Genomic DNA, 17,688 nt, shown 5'->3' on the forward strand with positions numbered 1-17,688 from the left:
TAAAAATAAAAGCTGAACGAACTCGTGAAGCTAAGAAATAGGCAGGGATCGACATGAGAATTGCGGCATTTGGTGAAATAATGATGCGTTTGACGCCACCAGAATATCTGATGTTGGAACAAACCAAAGAATTACGTTTAGACTTTACAGGAACAGGAGTTAATATTTTAAGTAACCTCGCTCATTTTGGCTGTCAAACAAGTTTACTGACAAATCTTCCTAATAACCGATTGGGTGAAGCAGCTAAAGCAAGTGTCCGCCAGTTAGGGATTCAAGATCGTTGGATTGGTTTTTCTGGTGATCATATTGGTTCTTATTTTGCAGAAATGGGGTTTGGACCAAGACCGACACAAGTAACGTATCAAAATCGTCGAAACAGTTCATTTGGTGTGAGTGGCGCTTCTAATTATGATTTTGATGCTTTTTTAGCTGAAACTGATTTAGTGCATATTTGCGGGATTTCGTTAAGTTTGACAAAGGAAACACGCGAAGCAGCTTTTGTTTTAGCTGAAAAGGCTCATGCATTAGGAAAAAAAGTTTGTTTTGATTTTAATTTTCGACCTAGTTTGAATGAAGTACATGGTGTTGCTTTTATGAAGGAACAATATGAAAAAATGTTACCCTATTGTGATTTAGTTTTTGGCAGTCAGCGAGATTTGACTGATCTCTTAGACATGCCGCTAAGTGAAACCGTGGATTGTGCGAATCAGTTTGAAGAATTAGTTCATCGATTTATGACGAAATATCAGATTGAGCGTTTTGCTGGAACTATCCGTCAAGGCGAAGGGGATAAACATTATTTGACAGGATTTCTATTTGATTCAGAAAACTACGTACAGGCAGCTCCAAGAGAAATCATTCATTTAGATCGGATCGGGGCTGGTGATGGCTATGCTGCTGGAATTTTACTTGGATATAGTGAATCCTGGTCATTAGTTGAAAGTGTAGAGTTTGCCACAGCAAATGGTGTTTTAGCGCATACGATCCAAGGTGATGTGCCTTTAACAACGCGTAAACAAGTCCGACATATCATGGAACAACCGACAGTGGATTTGATCCGTTAATAAAAAGAGTGGAATGAAATAGTGTAAATGCGTTTATACTACTTTCGTTCTACTCTTTTTTTCATTATAATAAGAAGCGTAGGTAATTTAGCGAAACCATTTACGTAGCTCAGATAAATTGGTATGCTTAAGATCGACAGTTATTATTTTGTACGTTATTTAGATAGGAAAATCTGTTTACAGGAGGAGATCGTATGACCGATGAAAATATTTGGAGAGCACTAGATGATGATGTTTTGAAAGATAGTATTCGAAAACGACCAAGTATGTACATTGGTGGGATTGGTCCGACTGGCTTAGAGAGCATGGTCCTGCAAGTGTTGGATCATCTACTGCAATTAGCAGTTGATTTAAAGCAAACAGAACTTTCGATCGAGCTTTCTGAAAAACAATTTATTTTTTCTTTTTTTAGTAAAAAAGGACTATTTTTAGATAAAACTCCAGAAGAACAATATACACCGCCCTATCTTTTTCTATCGGTGGTCAATGCTTTATCGGAACAATTAGGTTTTGGGGTGGAAAAATTAGGTAAGCGGACGATCCAAATCTATCAAAATGGACAGCTGAATAAAAAAGCATTGATCCCTTCTGAAGATGAGGGGCAACGAATCGAACTCGCTTTCACACCGGATGAAACATTATTTGGAAACAAGCCATTATCTTATTTTATCTTATTCAATCGCTGTCAAGAGCTTGCTATGTTGAACAGTGGTTTGACGATTTCACTAACGGATGGGAAGCAGCAAAAAAATTATTTTCATTATGAACAAGGGCTTGTAGACTATATTTTTCAAAAAGATGATAGCATTACGAGAAGCGGTCAGCCGTTGATTATCAATACGATCAGTGAAGGCGTCACGATCCAAGCTGTAATTTCTAAAAATGGTTCGACTAGTATTAAAGACAGCTTTGTCAATGGTCATTTGCCTTCAGATGGTGGGACGCACCTTGATGGCTTTATTCAAGGAACGGTGGATGCTATCAATCAGTTTTTAGAAGAAACCAATCGCTTGAAATATCTGACCATAGATAATTTTCCTGAACGATTCGATGTTGTGCTTTCAATTAAAGTCAAACGACCAAGGTACACTGGGGCAATCAAAAAGAAAATCAGGAATCCAGAGCTGTATAAAATCGTGAAGGAAGCTGTTTTTGCGGAAGTAGCAACCTTTTTAAAACGGCATCCAGCTTGGTATTTAAATTAAATCCAAACCGCTGAAAGGGAACGATGATGAGAATTTTTATTGATGGTGATGGCTCACCAGTAAAAGACACGACAATTGACGTTGCAAGAACTTACTCGCTCGATGTTGTGATCGTAACAAGCATCGATCACTATTCACTGAAAGAATACCCTAAAAATGTTTCTTTTGTTTATGTAGACAAGGGAGCCGATGCAGCAGATTATAAGATTGTTCAGCTGATCGGGGAAAGCGATATTTTAGTAACCCAAGACTATGGACTGGCTTCTTTAGTATTACCGAAAGGGGTGCGGGTACTTCATCAACTAGGCTATGAATATACTGGGGAAAATATGGACGGTTTATTGGAGCAACGCTATTTTAGTGCAAAAGCCCGAAAAAGTGGTGGGCGTACGAAAGGACCAAAGGCTTTCACACAGGATGATCGGGAGAAATTTAAAGCGAAACTAGTGACTTTGATTACGGAATAAGTTAAATTTGTTCTATCAAAGTTTTATATGATTAAAAGCTGTCAGAGAAAGTAAATAAAAATAGTCTTCTCGTTCGAAACAACAGTAATTATGAAACTTTTTCTTTTATTTGATGATTTGTTTCTATTCGGACTAGTTCTTTTATGCTAAAATATGAAAGAGTTATTTTGGATTTCTTTGTTGAATATAGGAGCCTTGTGATATCTGGATACTTTAAAAATTATCTAGCTTCAAGAGCTAGTCTTTCGGGAAAAAGATAAAAATGGAATGTGCCAAAGAACGTCACAGTCAATTTTCCCTATTTTCCTGTCAAGACTAACCAAGCTCTTTCAGCTTTAAAAATTATCTAGCTTCGTGAGCTAGTCTCTCGGAAAAAAGATGAAAATGGAATGTGCCGAAATGCGTCACAGTCAATTTTCCCTATTTTTCATTCGAGACGAATCAAGCTCACTACGCTTTAAAAATTATCTAGCTTCAAGAGCTAGTCTTTCGGGAAAAAGATAAAAATGGAATGTGCCAAAGAACGTCACAGTCAATTTTTCCTATTTTCCTGTCAAGACTAACCAAGCTCTTTCAGCTTTAAAAATTAGGAGGAAAAGCATTTGAAGATTACTTTGCTATATGGTGGGAGAAGTGAGGAGCATGATGTTTCGATATTATCTGCTTATTCAGTTTTAAATGCGATTTATTATAATTATTATCAAGTTCAATTGGTTTTTATTAGTAAAGATGGTGAATGGATCAAAGGGCCGCTTTTATCAGAAAAACCTGAGAGTAAGGATATTCTTAAATTGACTTGGTCTAAAGATGGTGAAGTAGATAAGTGGGGCGAATTCACAGGTCGTGTGATCATGCCGTGTGAAATCAAGGAAGAAGATACAATCGTTTTCCCTGTTTTACATGGGCCTAACGGAGAAGATGGTACGATCCAGGGCTTTTTAGAAACTTTAGGACTACCCTATGTTGGTGCAGGCGTTTTAGCAAGTGCAAATGCAATGGATAAGATCATGACTAAATATTTACTACAAACAGCTGGGATCCCTCAGGTGCCATTTGTTCCCGTACTAAGAAGTGATTGGAAAGAAAATCCTAAAAAAGTCTTTGAACAATGTGAAGGTTCATTGATTTATCCAGTCTTTGTCAAACCTGCTAATATGGGTTCTAGTGTAGGAATCAGTAAAGCTGAAAATCGTGAAGAACTACAAAATGCGTTAGAAGAAGCTTACCGTTATGATTCCAGAGCGATTGTTGAGCAAGGAATCGAAGCACGTGAAATCGAAGTAGCGATTTTAGGTAATGAAGATGTGCGCACAACATTACCAGGCGAAATTGTTAAAGATGTTGAGTTTTATGATTACAATTCAAAATATATTGATAACCAAATCACGATGCAAATTCCAGCTGAAGTGCCCGATGAAGTACATCAAAAAGCACAGGAATTTGCTAAAAAAGCCTATACTATATTAGACGGCAGTGGTTTAAGCCGATGTGATTTCTTTTTAACAAGTAAGAATGAGTTATTCTTAAATGAGCTAAACACAATGCCTGGTTTTACAGAATTTAGTATGTATCCATTATTGTGGGAAAACATGGGCTTGAAATATAACGATTTGATCGAAGAACTAATTCAATTAGCGTTAAATCGATTCAAACAAAGACAAAGTTTTTACGAAAGATAAGCGACCAAAAGGGAGGAGACAAAACGGAATCAGTTTTGTTTCAGCCCTTTTATGTATGAGTAGCTGTTTATAAAAAAACGTTGATGTTAAAGGAAATCTAAGGAGAGAGACCAATGAAACTTACTTTTTGGGAAGCAGCCAAAGCAGTACAAGCGACAAACGACTGGAGACAATGGGCAGATTTTGAATTGACAGGTATCGAGTTTGACAGCCGATTGATTGGACCTGGAAATCTTTTTGTTCCGTTGAAAGGTGAAAATGACGGGCATTCATTTATTAAAAGTGCTATGGATAAAGGAGCACATGCAGCCTTTTGGAGCAAAACAGAGGCCGCACCTGCTCAATTACCGATCTTACAAGTAGCAGACACATTGAAGGCTATGCAGGACTTAGCTGTGTATTATCTAAAGAAAATGCAGCCAACCGTGATTGCGATTACAGGAAGCAATGGTAAAACGACAACAAAAGATATGACCGAAGCCGTTTTAGCGAAACAGTTCAAAACCTATAAAACACAAGGGAATTATAATAATGATATCGGGCTACCGTATACTATTTTACATATGCCGGATGAAACTGAAAAACTGATTTTAGAAATGGGTATGGATCATGCGAATGAGATCGATTTTTTATCCCAATTGGCTCAGCCGGATGTAGCAGCAATTACAATGATCGGTGAAGCCCATATTGAAAATCTGGGATCAAGAGCAGGTATTGCCAAAGCAAAAATGGAGATCATATCAGGTCTTGCTAAAAATGGTCTGCTGATCATTCCAGCGGATGAACCCTTGCTAGTATCGCTGACAAAAGAGCAACCACAAACAATCAAAACATTTGGTTTAGGAGCAGCAGATCGTCAGGCTCAAATCATAGAAGCAAAAAAAGAATACACTTCTTTTAAAGTCAATGGGTCAAAAACACTGTTTATGATCCCCGTTCCAGGGAAATACAACGTTGGCAATGCCTTGATTGCAATCACTATTGGGCAATGGTTCGATTTATCAGAAGAAAAAATTCAAGCAGGGTTATCTGAATTTCAATTAACAAAAAATCGGACGGAATGGTTAAAAAGTAGTAAAGGCATCGAAATTTTAAGTGATGTTTACAATGCGAATCCAACCGCTATGAAATTAGTTTTAGATAGTTTTAGCCAAATGCCTACACAAGGCAAGAGAGTAGCCGTGTTAGGAGATATGCTTGAATTAGGACCCGATTCAGCACTGATGCACGCTTCTGTGAGTGAGCATTTAAATCCTGCTGAGGTCACAGAGGTTATTCTCTACGGAACTGAAATGCAGGCATTACATGATGAAATTAAGAAAAAATATCAAGAAGATAAGATCCACTATTTTGATAAAGAAGAAAAAGAAAAAGTGATAAACACATTAAAGTTACTCCTTGAACCAGAAGATATGGTTGTTTTAAAAGCAAGTAACGGTATGGGATTAAATGAAGTCGTTACAAAACTTCTTGAAATGTAGCAAGCTTTCATAAAACTTGCTGAAAATATAAAACTATGCTAAAATAACCTATTGCCGGAAGATCGAAGTAGATAAATCGAAAGTACCTATTGAAGATACTTTTCTATCATATAAAGATTAAAAAAGCTGAACGAACTCGTTTGGCTTTTCTAGTGCCTGTAGCTTCATAAGGTGGATTTTTCGGTAACGCTAATGAGAAAATAAACTAAACCTAAGTAGAAGGTTTAATGACTCCATGAACATTTTCAAAATTAGTGAAAGTCAAATCACCTGTAACATCATTTTTAGAAGAATCTATTTCTTCTGCAACAAACATTATTAGGAGGATATCATTTGAAATTTAAAGAACTAGGCTTAGAACCAGACTTATTGGCAGCAATCGAGCGTTCAGGATTTGAAGAAGCAACACCGATTCAAGAGGAAACAATCCCTCTAGCATTACAAGGTAAAGACGTAATTGGACAAGCACAAACAGGAACTGGTAAAACAGCTGCTTTTGGTCTTCCAATGTTACAAAAAATTGACACATCAAACCGTGTCGTGCAAGGAATTGTTATTGCCCCGACTCGTGAATTAGCGATCCAAACACAAGAAGAATTATACCGTTTAGGCCGCGACAAAAAAATCCGTGTACAAGCAGTTTATGGCGGAGCTGATATTGGCCGTCAAATTCGTGGACTAAAAGAAAACCCACATGTTGTTGTCGGAACACCAGGACGTTTATTAGATCACATCAATCGTCGCACACTAAAACTAGATACGATCGAAACATTAGTTTTAGATGAAGCAGATGAAATGTTGAACATGGGATTCTTAGAAGATATCGAAAAAATCATCTCTAAAATTCCATCAGCTCGTCAAACATTACTATTTTCAGCAACAATGCCACCAGCAATCAAAAACATCGGCGTGAAGTTCATGAAAGAACCAGAACACGTGAAAATCAAAGCTAAAGAAATGACTGCTGATTTGATCGATCAATACTATGTTCGTTCAAAAGACTTCGAAAAATTCGATGTAATGACTCGCTTATTAGACGTTCAAACACCAGAATTAACAATCGTGTTCGGTCGTACAAAACGTCGTGTAGATGAATTAGCTCGTGGATTAGAAGCACGCGGCTATAAAGCTGAAGGGATCCACGGAGACCTGTCACAACAAAAACGTATGAGCGTTTTACGTTCATTCAAGAGCGGAAACTTAGATATTTTAGTTGCAACAGACGTTGCGGCTCGTGGATTAGATATTTCAGGAGTAACACACGTTTACAACTACGATATCCCACAAGATCCTGAAAGCTATGTTCACCGTATCGGCCGTACTGGTCGTGCTGGTAAAGGCGGAATGTCGGTGACTTTCGTTACACCAAACGAAATGGGCTATTTGCACGTCATTGAAGAATTAACGAAAAAACGTATGACACCATTACGTCCACCAAATGAACAAGAAGCATTTAAAGGACAATTGGGTGCCGCAATCGAAACAGTCGAAGAAAAAATGGCAGAAAATGGTCTAGATAATTACTTGCCTGCTGCTAAAGATCTTTTAGAAAAATATTCTGCAGAAGATTTAGCTGCATTATTACTAAAAACAATTTCTAAAGACCCATCAGATGCTGTACCAGTTAAAATTACACCAGAACGCCCATTACCATCAAATAAAAAAGGGTTCAACAAAAACAATCGCAGCGGTGGCGGTGGTAACAGCCGTAACCGTAACAAAAATGGCGGTGGCGGTTATCGTGGCAACAAAAATAACAAAGGCACAGGCGGCAGCGGAAACGGCGGCGGCTACAATAAGAGCAAAGACAATCGTTCAGCAAAACGCCATAACGATAAAAAACGTAGCTTTGTTATTAGAGATAACTCAAACTAATAAAATCAATAAAAAATAAAAGCTACTTTATTTTAGTTGATCATTGAATTTTGAGAGGGCAGAACAAAGCTTAAATGCTGTGTTCTGTCCTCTTTTATTTATCCTAATTGATGAGTTGAACGAACTTGTTCAGCTTTTTATTAATTTTTTACATTATTATGTGGAAAAATTGCTAAAATTTGATAGAATAAGAGTAATTTATAAAATAAAAAAAAAGGACGCAAAAGGATGATTAAGGGAATTGGTATAGACATGGTTGAATTGTCGAGAATCGAAAAAATTATTGAAAATAAAACGTCTTTTGTTCGAAGAGTTCTTACCGATAACGAATATGTCCTCTTTCAAAAACTACCTCATAAACGTCAAGTAGAGTTTTTAGCAGGTCGTTTTGCTTGTAAAGAAGCTTTTTCAAAAGCTTGGGGAACAGGAATCGGAAGCGTTGGATTACAGGATATCGAAGTGTTAAAAGAAGACAACGGCGCTCCTAAAGTGACGAAATCACCACATGATGGAAAGGTTTTTGTATCCATTTCACATACGGATACTGTTGCAGTTGCACAGATTATTTTGGAGATCGACTAAAAAAAGTTATATCGAATAACGGTTGAGATAGACGTTACCAACTAGAAATACTAGTAAAAACAATTTTTATCTCGATCAAAAAAGAAAGAAGGACACATATGGCAGTAGGATGGCATCGTCCCACCAAATTAGTAATCGATACACAAGCGATCAAGGAAAATGTTTACAATGAAGTACAACGAATGCCGCAAGGAACTGAATTGTTTGCTGTAGTGAAAGCAAATGGTTATGGACATGGGGCTGTTCAAACGGCTAAAGCAGCCATTCAAGGAGGCGCTACAGGTTTTTGTGTAGCAATCTTGGATGAAGCGATAGAACTACGTGAAGCGGGTATTACAGAGCCGATACTCATTTTAAGTATCGTGGATGTTTCTTACATAGGGTTGCTGCTGAAATATGACCTGTCTGTCACAGTCGCAACTCAAGAGTGGCTGGAACAAGCAATTGATCGCTTAAATCATATAGAAACGCAAACACCATTAAAAATACATATAAAAGTGGATACAGGTATGGGGCGGATTGGATTTAGGACCCCAAAAGATGTAAAAAAAGCAGTTGAATTCGTGCAATCAACACAGATGGTGGTTTGGGAAGGACTATTTACTCATTTTTCAACAGCAGATGAACAAGACGTCAGCTATTTTGAAAAACAAACAGAACGTTTTCAGGCAGTCTTATCTGAGCTTTTTGAGTTGCCAAAATATGTCCATGTGAGCAATAGTGCAACGGCGCTGTGGCATCCGGATAATGTAGGAAATATGATCCGCTTTGGTATAGCAATGTATGGATTAAATCCATCTGGGCATGTGCTGGATGAAGTCTATCCTTTGAAACCTGCATTGCGTTTAGAGTCGAAATTGATTCACGTAAAAGAACTAGCTACTGGTGAAGGAATTGGTTATGGCAACACGTACACAACACCAAAAAATGAGTGGATCGGTACTGTACCGATTGGATATGCAGATGGTTGGTTACGCCACTTACAAGGTTTTTCAGTATTAGTGAATGGGCAAAAGTGTGAAATTGTCGGAAGAATTTGCATGGACCAATGTATGATTCGATTACCAGAAAAAACGGCAGTAGGAACACGAGTCACGTTGATTGGGCACGATCATGGAGCAGATGTCACAATGCAAATGGTGGCAGATAAATTGGAGACGATTCATTACGAAGTGGCATGTATGTTTTCAGAGCGTATTCCAAGGGAGTACAAATAGAATAGGAGGCTTCAAATGGTCAAAAGGGGTGACATATATTTTGCAGACTTATCCCCTGTTGTAGGATCAGAACAAGGGGGAGTACGTCCAGTACTAGTCATACAGAATAATTTAGGCAATCATTTTAGTCCAACAATTATCGTAGCCGCGATTACAGCAAAGATGGCTAAACCGAAGTTGCCAACACATATAGGCATCAATTCAGAAGAAACTGGAATCGAACGAGATTCAGTAATATTACTGGAACAGATCCGCACCATTGATAAAATACGTTTAAAAGAAAAAGTTTGCCATTTAGGAATCGACATCATGGATTCAGTCGACCGTGCGTTAGGGGTTAGCGTAGGTATTTTTGAAGCAGAGCTAGAAGAAGAAAATCTTGGTACATATCGATAAAAGTATCGGATGTTTGAATAGAAGAACATAAGACAGAGCAATTGCATAAGTACAGGAACAGTTGTTTACAACCACATAATCTTACTTGGAAGTCGTTGTTATTTTTACTATTAATTAATAATTAGTAAAAATACTAACATCAAAAAGAATAAACTGTAAATTAACAGCATAATACATGCCTTTATTCGAATGAAATGATAAAAAAACACTAAAATTTACTAGTTGAACTCCTATTTTTATTGACTTTTCGTTGTGTTTATAAAAAAAAGTTGGCAATAACGTAACGTAATGTTACAATAAACTATGTATAATTGGGTAGAAAGTGGATAACTTTCAAAAAAATAGATATATTTAGTGTTTTTTTATTAAGGGATAAAGGAGTTTATATTTGATGACGATTTTCATGTTTGTATTAGTAGTAATACTGTTTCTTTTTTTCAGTTATCAGTTGTACGTCCGATTCCAGCTGGAGAGCTTGGATTCTGATAGTCCAAAAATGAAACGCAAGATCAATTTTTATAAATATCAAGAGAATAATCGATCATTATTATTTTTGATGATTGCAGCAATTATATTTTGCTTACTATTTTTGGGGATACTTTACAATCAAGATACTTTGAGAAAAGATAATAAAGATTTAGAGTTGAAGATAGAAGAGGTCAAAGATGCCAGAGGTACAGCTTCTGGCGCTGAAATCGAGAGCTATAAAGAGAACTCATTGAAACTGGCTGAATTTCCTTGGAAAAAAGTCGTGGAAAGCCGAGATGCTCAAGCACTGGATAACTACGAACTTCAGCTTCTAAGAGATTGGCAGCCCTTTTTTGGAGAAGCAAATGTAGCAATTTTGATTAGCCAAAAAACAGAGACATTAACAGTTTCAGTCTTTCCAACAGCATTGACATTTAGTGATTTCCAAACAGCTGAGAAAAATATCGAAACCTTTATCAAAGAGTTGCAGCCAGTAAAAGAAATCACGATGATTGATTTTAACTTTACATATCGAGATAAAACAAACAAACTATCTAAAAAGTCAATTATTTATACAAGAGAGTCTAAAGACAATAACTTAGAAAAAGTAACATTAGATAAATAGAGTAAGCTAGAAATAAAAGACGGGGTGTAAAAAAGGATGGCAAAGAGACGGTTAATTAAAAAAATTAACGAGGTTTCTGAGGAAGAATTGACGCAAGATATCGAGTTCAATTCGGAAGAGGAACAACGACCAGTTTCAGTAACGACAACAAATAATAGCAGCTTATTGGCTGAACAAGAACAAGAGATCACACGCTTAAGAGAATTGATCGAAGAATATAGATTACAAGAATCTGAATTTGAACAAAATAAAGAGGAAAACTTCCGTTTATCTCAACAAAACAAACAATTGGTCATCAAGGTTGAAAGCAACCAAAATGAACTAGAATTGCTAAAAGAAAAAAATGATGAGTTGGCAACACAATTGAACCAAAAAGAAACAGAGATCTTCGAGCTGGAAGATGCCAATGAATCCGCTGATTCTACAGAAGAAATCAATCGCTTAAAAGCGCAAATCGAAGAGCTGAAAAAAGAAAATACCAATGGGCAAGAACAAATTGCTTACTTAGAAACAGCACTTGTTGAAAAAGACAAAGCATTAGATACACAAATTCTTGAAAAAGAAAAAGAAATCCAACAATTACAAGCAGATCTAGCAGCCCGAGGAACAATCGGAGAAAAACAAGAAGCATTGGAGACGGTGAAGATGGAATTAGAATCATTGAATGAAAAACTTCAAACTACTGATAAAGAAAATCAAGAGTTAACACAAAAACTTGCTGATCTTCAAGCACAAATGCACCAATTACAACAAGAAAACCAAGACTTAAAAGATAAAGAAATCACGTTGTCAACAAGCAGTGATGCCTCTGTAGACAATAGCCGTGTGGAAGAATTGAAGAAAGAATTAGAATCAGTTCTTAAAGAGAAAAGTGATTTAGAAACAAATCTTGGCCGTATCCAAGGCTTGAATGATAAATACTCTATCCAAAAAAATGTATTTGAATCTGAATTAGCTGGATTAAGAAGTATTTACAAAGAAAAAGAAGAAGAATTAGAAAACCTAAATGCAGAGCTTGAAACAATGCGCAGCATGTCAACAACAGGTGAAGCAACTGGTAACCAATTAGCGGAGTTACTACAAGCGAAACAACAAATCAATGACTTATTATTGAAAAACCAATCATTACAAGAAGAAGCCTTGAAATCACAACAAGAAATTGGTGAAGTAATGGTTTCTGCTAAGAAAGAAGCGAACCGCATTATCAGTGAAGCACAAGTTGAAGCGAAACACATGGTCAACTCAGCTGAACTTGAAATGTTGAATATTGGTAACCGTGCGAAGAACATTTCGAATGAAGTAGAAGAATCTAAGAATGAAGTTATGACGATTTATCGTGAATTAGAAGAACGCTTAAGCAAATTATCACGTCTAGATAAAACTGGAAACTAAACGATCGATCAGTGATCGAATGAAGGGAAGAACAATATGAAAAAACGAATCAATAAAAAATATCTTATCCTGTTGATTTCTTCTGCAATATTGTTTAGTACTGCTATTTACTTTATGTCTAGTTCAATGATCTTGGGCGCATCGGTAGGTGGCGGTGAAGTTGTAACACCAGTAGCTCCGATTCCAACGACACAGACAGCAGAAAAGCCAAAGGCAACTGAAGCTGAAAATGCTAGTGTTGTGAGTAAGGAAAAAGAAGTACCTAAAGAGGTCTACATCGTAAAAGAAGGTCAGACATTATGGGAAATTGCTCAAGATTCAGGTGTATCGATACAAACATTAATGAACAAAAATCAGCTTAGTAGTAGTGTTATTGTTGAGGGACAAGAATTAGTATTCGATTGATAGTACGTTTAGTTGTGGGGGGGGAGCAAAACTTTTAGAGTTTTGCTTAGCTCCCCTTTTTTATTACGAAGAGAACTTACGGCAAGATTTTGATTAGCTAGTTTTTATATGGAAAAATGGACAGCAGTCTGTTATCCTTAATTGAGAGTATTAATCGGTATGATTGAGGTGTATCATGGATGAAATAAAGGAATATTTTGAACGACTAAAACGAAAAATAAAACGAAAATTTGCTAAAAAACAAAAAGTGAAAAACAACACGAAGAATAGAAAACGCCCACCAACGGGTACTAAAAAGAAACGTCCACAACCTAGAGAACGCATTGAAGGCATTCGAGAAGAACCTAGAGGTAGTGCAAGACCAAAAGTAGAACTAGATAGAAAAGCTGTGCCAAACAAGAAAAAGCGAAAAAAGAAAAAATTAACCAAAGAAGAATTTGAAAAAAGAAAAAAGAAAAAAAGAAAAGAAAATATCATTGAAATCATTAAATTTATGCTTCCAGTTGTATTATTTGCCGTTTTGGTCTTTTTCTTTATTTTAAATACGTCACCACATATGGTTGATGGAGATTCGATGAAACCCACTATGCTCAATGGCGATCGTGTCATTGTTCGTCGTACAAAGGAACCTAAACGATATGAGATCATTACATTTAAACCACCTGTGAAAAGTGAATTTCAATATGTAAAGCGAGTGATTGGGATGCCAGGAGATCTAGTTTGGACGGAAGGAAACGATTTGTTTATTAATCACCAAGCCGAGTCTTTACCTAAAGCTTCTGAGTTATCTGCTGCAAATGAATTGCCAGATGGTACAATCAAAGTAAATCTGTCGCAGGATAGTTTGGATCAAATGGCACAATTTAAAAAAATCCCGAAAGGATACTATTTTGTTTTGGGAGATAATCGTAATAATTCGAGTGATAGTAGAACCTTTGGATTGGTTGATGGACAGGCAATTGAGGGAGTTGTTTCCTTTAGATTTGCACCATTTAATAGTATTGGGTGGATTAAATAGAGTTTGAGAGCGAAACAAAACTAATTTTAGTCTTGTTTCGCTCTTTTTCTTTTTTTAAATACTAAAAAAATTAGAATTAAAAATAATCATAAAATAAAAATAAATAGATTAATAATAAAATTTCTGAATTTACGATTATTCTCATTAAATTTAATAGGTACAAAGAAAACAGAGAACATAAGGTATACATTCTCTGTTATAATTTCAATTAGTGATAGTTGGAACAAGCGTCAGGCTATCGCGTGTCGATCAACTGAATAATCAATTTCTCAATTTCGGTCATATCATAACTATTTCCAATATCTGAAAAAATATAAACTAATTCTTGTTTTTCAGAAATCGTTTCACTATAGATATTGGAAAGTAAGATATCATAATGACTGTCTTCTTTGAATGCTTCTGTTTTAATTGGATATTTATGACCTAAAACATTTGTCAAATGTTGAATAACCAATTCACCAATAAATGGATTGAGTGAGTGGTAGACACCGATTGCAATTTTTTCTTCATTTAATTCAGCAATATGATTTAAGATGATCGTATAGTGAATTTCAGTGAATTTATTTTTATAACTACCTTTTTCACCATCTTGATCAAACTTTTTTGTAGCGATATCCATCAATTCAAAAACTTCATTACCGGAAAACGGATGACGATGTGCGTTGACGATGGACTTCACTGTCCAGTTATCAAAGGCCAAGATAAATCCGTCAAAGTAATAAAGCTGAGAATGAAGTTGAAACAATAGATTTTCAATATACAGTAAACGAGCAGAAGAAGCGTAACTCGATAAATACCCTTGCTGTTTTAGATATTTTAAAATCACTTTATTCATATAGTTTAAGTAAGAACTTTCTCTACGTTGCTTTTCTGCCAATCTAAAAGCAAAAGCAGAATTAGGCGAAAAATTATTCATAGAACAAAAGAAGTCATAAAACATGTATGCTTCATAAATAGTATATGGACGGTCGATTTTTTTCATATATGTATGTAAGGCTAAATTAATTTCTTCAAATAACGGTCGATCAGGATAATCATAGTTGGGACTAATAACTGGGTTGTACTCTGTAGTCAGTCGTCTGAAGGATATTTTCATCCATAATTTAATTTGCAGGACTTCGGTCGGATCAAAAACCAAGTTAAGCGATTCTTTTAAAATATCTACAAAGCCAAGATACTGATTGGCTGTTTCCTTCTCCAAACTTGTTTTATCCTCAAAAAGAAACCAGAAAAAACAAAAGAAAAAATAACGGATTTGTTTTTCTTCTCCAATAAGTTTTCCACGTTTGATTTGAAGGCGAAATTCCTTTAAAAGATCATTTAGCTCAGTGATTTTTCGATAATACGTTGCAGAACTGATCGCATAGTTCAGCTGAAAATAGTCACAAGTCAATTCTCCTTTCGAAAATAACTGATTGACCATTTGAAACTTGATCGACTTTTCCAGAAAAAGGACAACAACTTTTTTCAATGGAAAAGTTGGTTCTTTTTTCAAAGAGATATTTTCACCGTTTAATGTTATTTCAACTTGCTCGTTCACCTGATTTTCTTCAAGAAAACTTTGCAGGAAAGACAAGTATTCATTTAATGTTGGCAAGCTAATTTGAAATTCACTGACTAGCTCGTTTTTTGTTGCGTGGCCTTGATTGTTGTATAAAAATAATAATATATCATTCATATAATCAAAGGGCTTTTCTAAAAAATCTCGTTTCAGCATAATAGACACCTCACTTTAAGGATACTTGATTCATGGGGAAATGGCAATACGCAACTTATAAAAATAAATTTACTGACTATTATTATTTAAAAAAAACGAATTTTTATATATAATGGGATGTAATGTTGTTATTATTTTGTATATATATAAACATAGCGATGGCATAGTCGATTGAAGGGAGAAGAACTTTAGTGAAAGTAGTAATTATCGGAGCCTCCCATGGGGGACTTCAGGCAGCATTAACATTAAAGAGATTAAATCCTCAAACCGAGGTTATTCTAATTGAAAAAAGAAGTGAGATCAGTTTTGTTTCAAGCGGAATCGTATTGAAAATGAATCAATTGGTTGATGAATTGGACAAAGTGAGGTATCTGACTCTAGAAGAATTGAATAATAAAGGGGTAGACGTTTTAATTAATGCAACAGTTACTACAATAGATCCAGAGAAAAAATACATCGTTTATGAGGACGCTTCTAACAACGTGATTGAAATTAGCTATGAAAAGCTGATCCTTGCAACGGGCTCAAATCAATTTTCAACAAATATAACATTACCAAGTAAAGATAAAGTAACTGTATTCAAAAGCTATCCTAGCTCTGTAGAAGTATTGGAAAAATTGGAACAGTCAAAATCGATCTCAATTGTTGGCGGAGGCTACATTGGTGTAGAATTGTGCGATGCATTGAAAGATCAAGGCAAAGAAATTCATTTGATTGAAAGTGCAGGTTCAGTTCTTTTTCGATACTTAGATAAGGAACTTTCTTCACTGATTGAAGAAAAAATCGTTGCATCTGGTGTGAAACTTCATTTAAATGAAAGTGTTATTAGCTTCTCAGAATTAGAAGAAGAGCTATTTGTTACAAATACAACGAATGAAGAAATTAGAAATAATTATGTAATTATAGCGGTAAACGCTCGTCCAGATAGTCGATTAGTCAAAGAGTTTTTAGATTTAAATGCTAATGGAACGATACGAGTCAACGAACATATGCAAACAAGTGATCCAGATATATTTGCTTTAGGTGACGTGATTTCTTATCCAGTTCGTAATAGCTACCGTAAATCGTTTGTTCCTTTAGTCAATAATGTTGTCAGAAGTGCAACAGTTGCGGCAATGAATGTTCTGGGACATATGATTAAATATAAAACGACTCAAAAAACAACGGCAACGAAAATCTTCAACAGTTATGTTGCTAGCACAGGGTTAACAGAAGAAGAAGCAAAGTTTGAAGGAATCGAAGTGGAAAGTACCTTTTTAACATTGCCATGTCAACTACCTTATCTTGAATTACAAGAAGAAGTACATATCAAAATGGTTTTCGAAAAAGGAACGCACAAACTGATTGGTGGTCAATTAATGTCTGAAAAAGACATTACACAATCAATTAATACCTTATCTTTGGCAATTGAGAAAGAGACAACCTTAGAAGAATTAGTGACACTAGATTTTTATTTTAATCCAGGAATCAATCAGCCAATGGGAATTATAGGACGAGCAGCATATGAATTTTTGATAGAAAAGTATAAATCTCGATAATTTAATAACATGTATTATTATATTTTTGAAATGATTGAGCACTTTAATTAAACATAAAAAATGGCTTGCCCGATTCGTTAGAGAAACAGCAAAACAACGTCCTTTTCGTTTTGTTGTTTTTTTGCATAATTGTTATTTTTGTAAATAAATCAAAATACTACTACTTATTGTTATTTAAGTTTATAATAGAATAAAATTCTAGGGGGCATCGCCGATGAAAGCAGAGGAAAAGAAATTTTATGACTTCATAATGGATCGAACTAAACCAGATCATCAAGAAGACATGAAACATTTGCTGGCAGAATTGATGGAAAGAAAATCAACGGATAAACTCGATAAAATGTACCTGATGAGTGTGGTTCCTAGAGCACTTTCTTATCTGGATCCTGATTCAGTAAACGAAGTCAAAAAAGTTGTATCAGAGTTTTCAGCAAAATTATAAGCAAAAAAATAAAGGCAAGCTGATTCATTCGGATGAGTTTGTCTTTTTTTAGGTGCTAGAAAGAATGAGTAGAAGAGGTAAATCAATAAAAAATAGTTGGTTAAATGACGAAAACAA

16 protein-coding genes are annotated in these 17,688 nt (G+C 35.5%); 15 read left to right on the forward strand and 1 reads right to left on the reverse strand.

The features are described from left to right. Positions 1 to 53 precede the first annotated feature (53 nt). The 13 genes from ATZ35_RS08105 (at position 54) to lepB (ending at position 13,874) form a co-directional block, all read left to right on the forward strand. Entirely contained in the window at positions 54 to 1,064 is a 1,011-nt protein-coding gene (locus tag ATZ35_RS08105) for a sugar kinase (RefSeq protein WP_208930313.1), read from the forward strand. 194 nt (positions 1,065 to 1,258) lie between these two features. Continuing rightward, positions 1,259 to 2,269 (forward strand): hypothetical protein, encoded by a 1,011-nt coding sequence (locus ATZ35_RS08110; protein WP_208930314.1) that lies wholly within the window; start codon positions 1,259 to 1,261, stop codon positions 2,267 to 2,269. Positions 2,270 to 2,295: 26 nt separating this feature from the next. Beyond that, positions 2,296 to 2,736: a YaiI/YqxD family protein gene (locus ATZ35_RS08115; protein ID WP_208930446.1), complete on the forward strand. Its 441-nt coding sequence runs from the start codon at positions 2,296 to 2,298 to the stop codon at positions 2,734 to 2,736. Between the two features lie 602 nt (positions 2,737 to 3,338). Then, positions 3,339 to 4,415 (forward strand): D-alanine--D-alanine ligase, encoded by a 1,077-nt coding sequence (locus ATZ35_RS08120; RefSeq protein WP_208930315.1) that lies wholly within the window; start codon positions 3,339 to 3,341, stop codon positions 4,413 to 4,415. A 113-nt stretch (positions 4,416 to 4,528) separates the two neighbouring features. Continuing rightward, a complete protein-coding gene (locus ATZ35_RS08125) occupies positions 4,529 to 5,896 on the forward strand; it encodes a UDP-N-acetylmuramoyl-tripeptide--D-alanyl-D-alanine ligase (protein ID WP_208930316.1) in 1,368 nt (455 codons plus the stop codon). Positions 5,897 to 6,229: 333 nt separating this feature from the next. Next, positions 6,230 to 7,771 (forward strand): degradosome RNA helicase CshA, encoded by a 1,542-nt coding sequence (gene cshA / locus ATZ35_RS08130; RefSeq protein ID WP_208930317.1) that lies wholly within the window; start codon positions 6,230 to 6,232, stop codon positions 7,769 to 7,771. 228 nt (positions 7,772 to 7,999) lie between these two features. Then, positions 8,000 to 8,353 carry a holo-ACP synthase gene (gene acpS, locus ATZ35_RS08135; RefSeq protein ID WP_208930318.1) on the forward strand — a complete coding sequence of 118 codons (354 nt, stop codon included), beginning with the start codon at positions 8,000 to 8,002 and terminating at the stop codon, positions 8,351 to 8,353. A 98-nt stretch (positions 8,354 to 8,451) separates the two neighbouring features. Next, a complete protein-coding gene (gene alr / locus ATZ35_RS08140) occupies positions 8,452 to 9,570 on the forward strand; it encodes an alanine racemase (protein WP_208930319.1) in 1,119 nt (372 codons plus the stop codon). Between the two features lie 15 nt (positions 9,571 to 9,585). Further along, positions 9,586 to 9,966, forward strand: coding sequence for a type II toxin-antitoxin system PemK/MazF family toxin (locus ATZ35_RS08145; RefSeq protein ID WP_086445099.1), 381 nt, complete (start codon positions 9,586 to 9,588; stop codon positions 9,964 to 9,966). Positions 9,967 to 10,462: 496 nt separating this feature from the next. Then, positions 10,463 to 11,059, forward strand: a complete 597-nt coding sequence (locus tag ATZ35_RS08150) for a hypothetical protein (protein ID WP_244148228.1) — start codon at positions 10,463 to 10,465, stop codon at positions 11,057 to 11,059. 36 nt (positions 11,060 to 11,095) lie between these two features. After that, positions 11,096 to 12,451 (forward strand): coiled-coil domain-containing protein, encoded by a 1,356-nt coding sequence (locus ATZ35_RS08155; RefSeq protein WP_208930321.1) that lies wholly within the window; start codon positions 11,096 to 11,098, stop codon positions 12,449 to 12,451. 36 nt (positions 12,452 to 12,487) lie between these two features. Further along, the gene (locus ATZ35_RS08160) at positions 12,488 to 12,856 is read left to right on the forward strand and encodes a LysM peptidoglycan-binding domain-containing protein (protein WP_208930322.1); all 369 of its coding nucleotides are present in this window, start codon (positions 12,488 to 12,490) and stop codon (positions 12,854 to 12,856) included. Positions 12,857 to 13,031: 175 nt separating this feature from the next. Beyond that, positions 13,032 to 13,874: a signal peptidase I gene (gene lepB, locus ATZ35_RS08165; protein ID WP_208930323.1), complete on the forward strand. Its 843-nt coding sequence runs from the start codon at positions 13,032 to 13,034 to the stop codon at positions 13,872 to 13,874. 235 nt (positions 13,875 to 14,109) lie between these two features. Here lepB and ATZ35_RS08170 read toward each other — a convergent pair whose 3' ends face one another. Further along, a complete protein-coding gene (locus tag ATZ35_RS08170; protein WP_208930324.1) occupies positions 14,110 to 15,591 on the reverse strand; it encodes an AcpB/EbpR/MafR family transcriptional regulator in 1,482 nt (493 codons plus the stop codon). Between the two features lie 191 nt (positions 15,592 to 15,782). Between ATZ35_RS08170 and ATZ35_RS08175 the strand changes: the two genes are divergently transcribed. Together ATZ35_RS08175 and ATZ35_RS08180 are read left to right on the forward strand one after the other, a co-directional pair. After that, entirely contained in the window at positions 15,783 to 17,129 is a 1,347-nt protein-coding gene (locus tag ATZ35_RS08175; RefSeq protein ID WP_208930325.1) for an FAD-dependent oxidoreductase, read from the forward strand. 214 nt (positions 17,130 to 17,343) lie between these two features. Beyond that, positions 17,344 to 17,571, forward strand: a complete 228-nt coding sequence (locus ATZ35_RS08180; RefSeq protein WP_086281825.1) for a hypothetical protein — start codon at positions 17,344 to 17,346, stop codon at positions 17,569 to 17,571. Positions 17,572 to 17,688 lie beyond the last annotated feature (117 nt).

Origin of the sequence: Enterococcus rotai, from assembly GCF_001465345.1 — a bacterium.
Classification (GTDB): domain Bacteria; phylum Bacillota; class Bacilli; order Lactobacillales; family Enterococcaceae; genus Enterococcus_L; species Enterococcus_L rotai.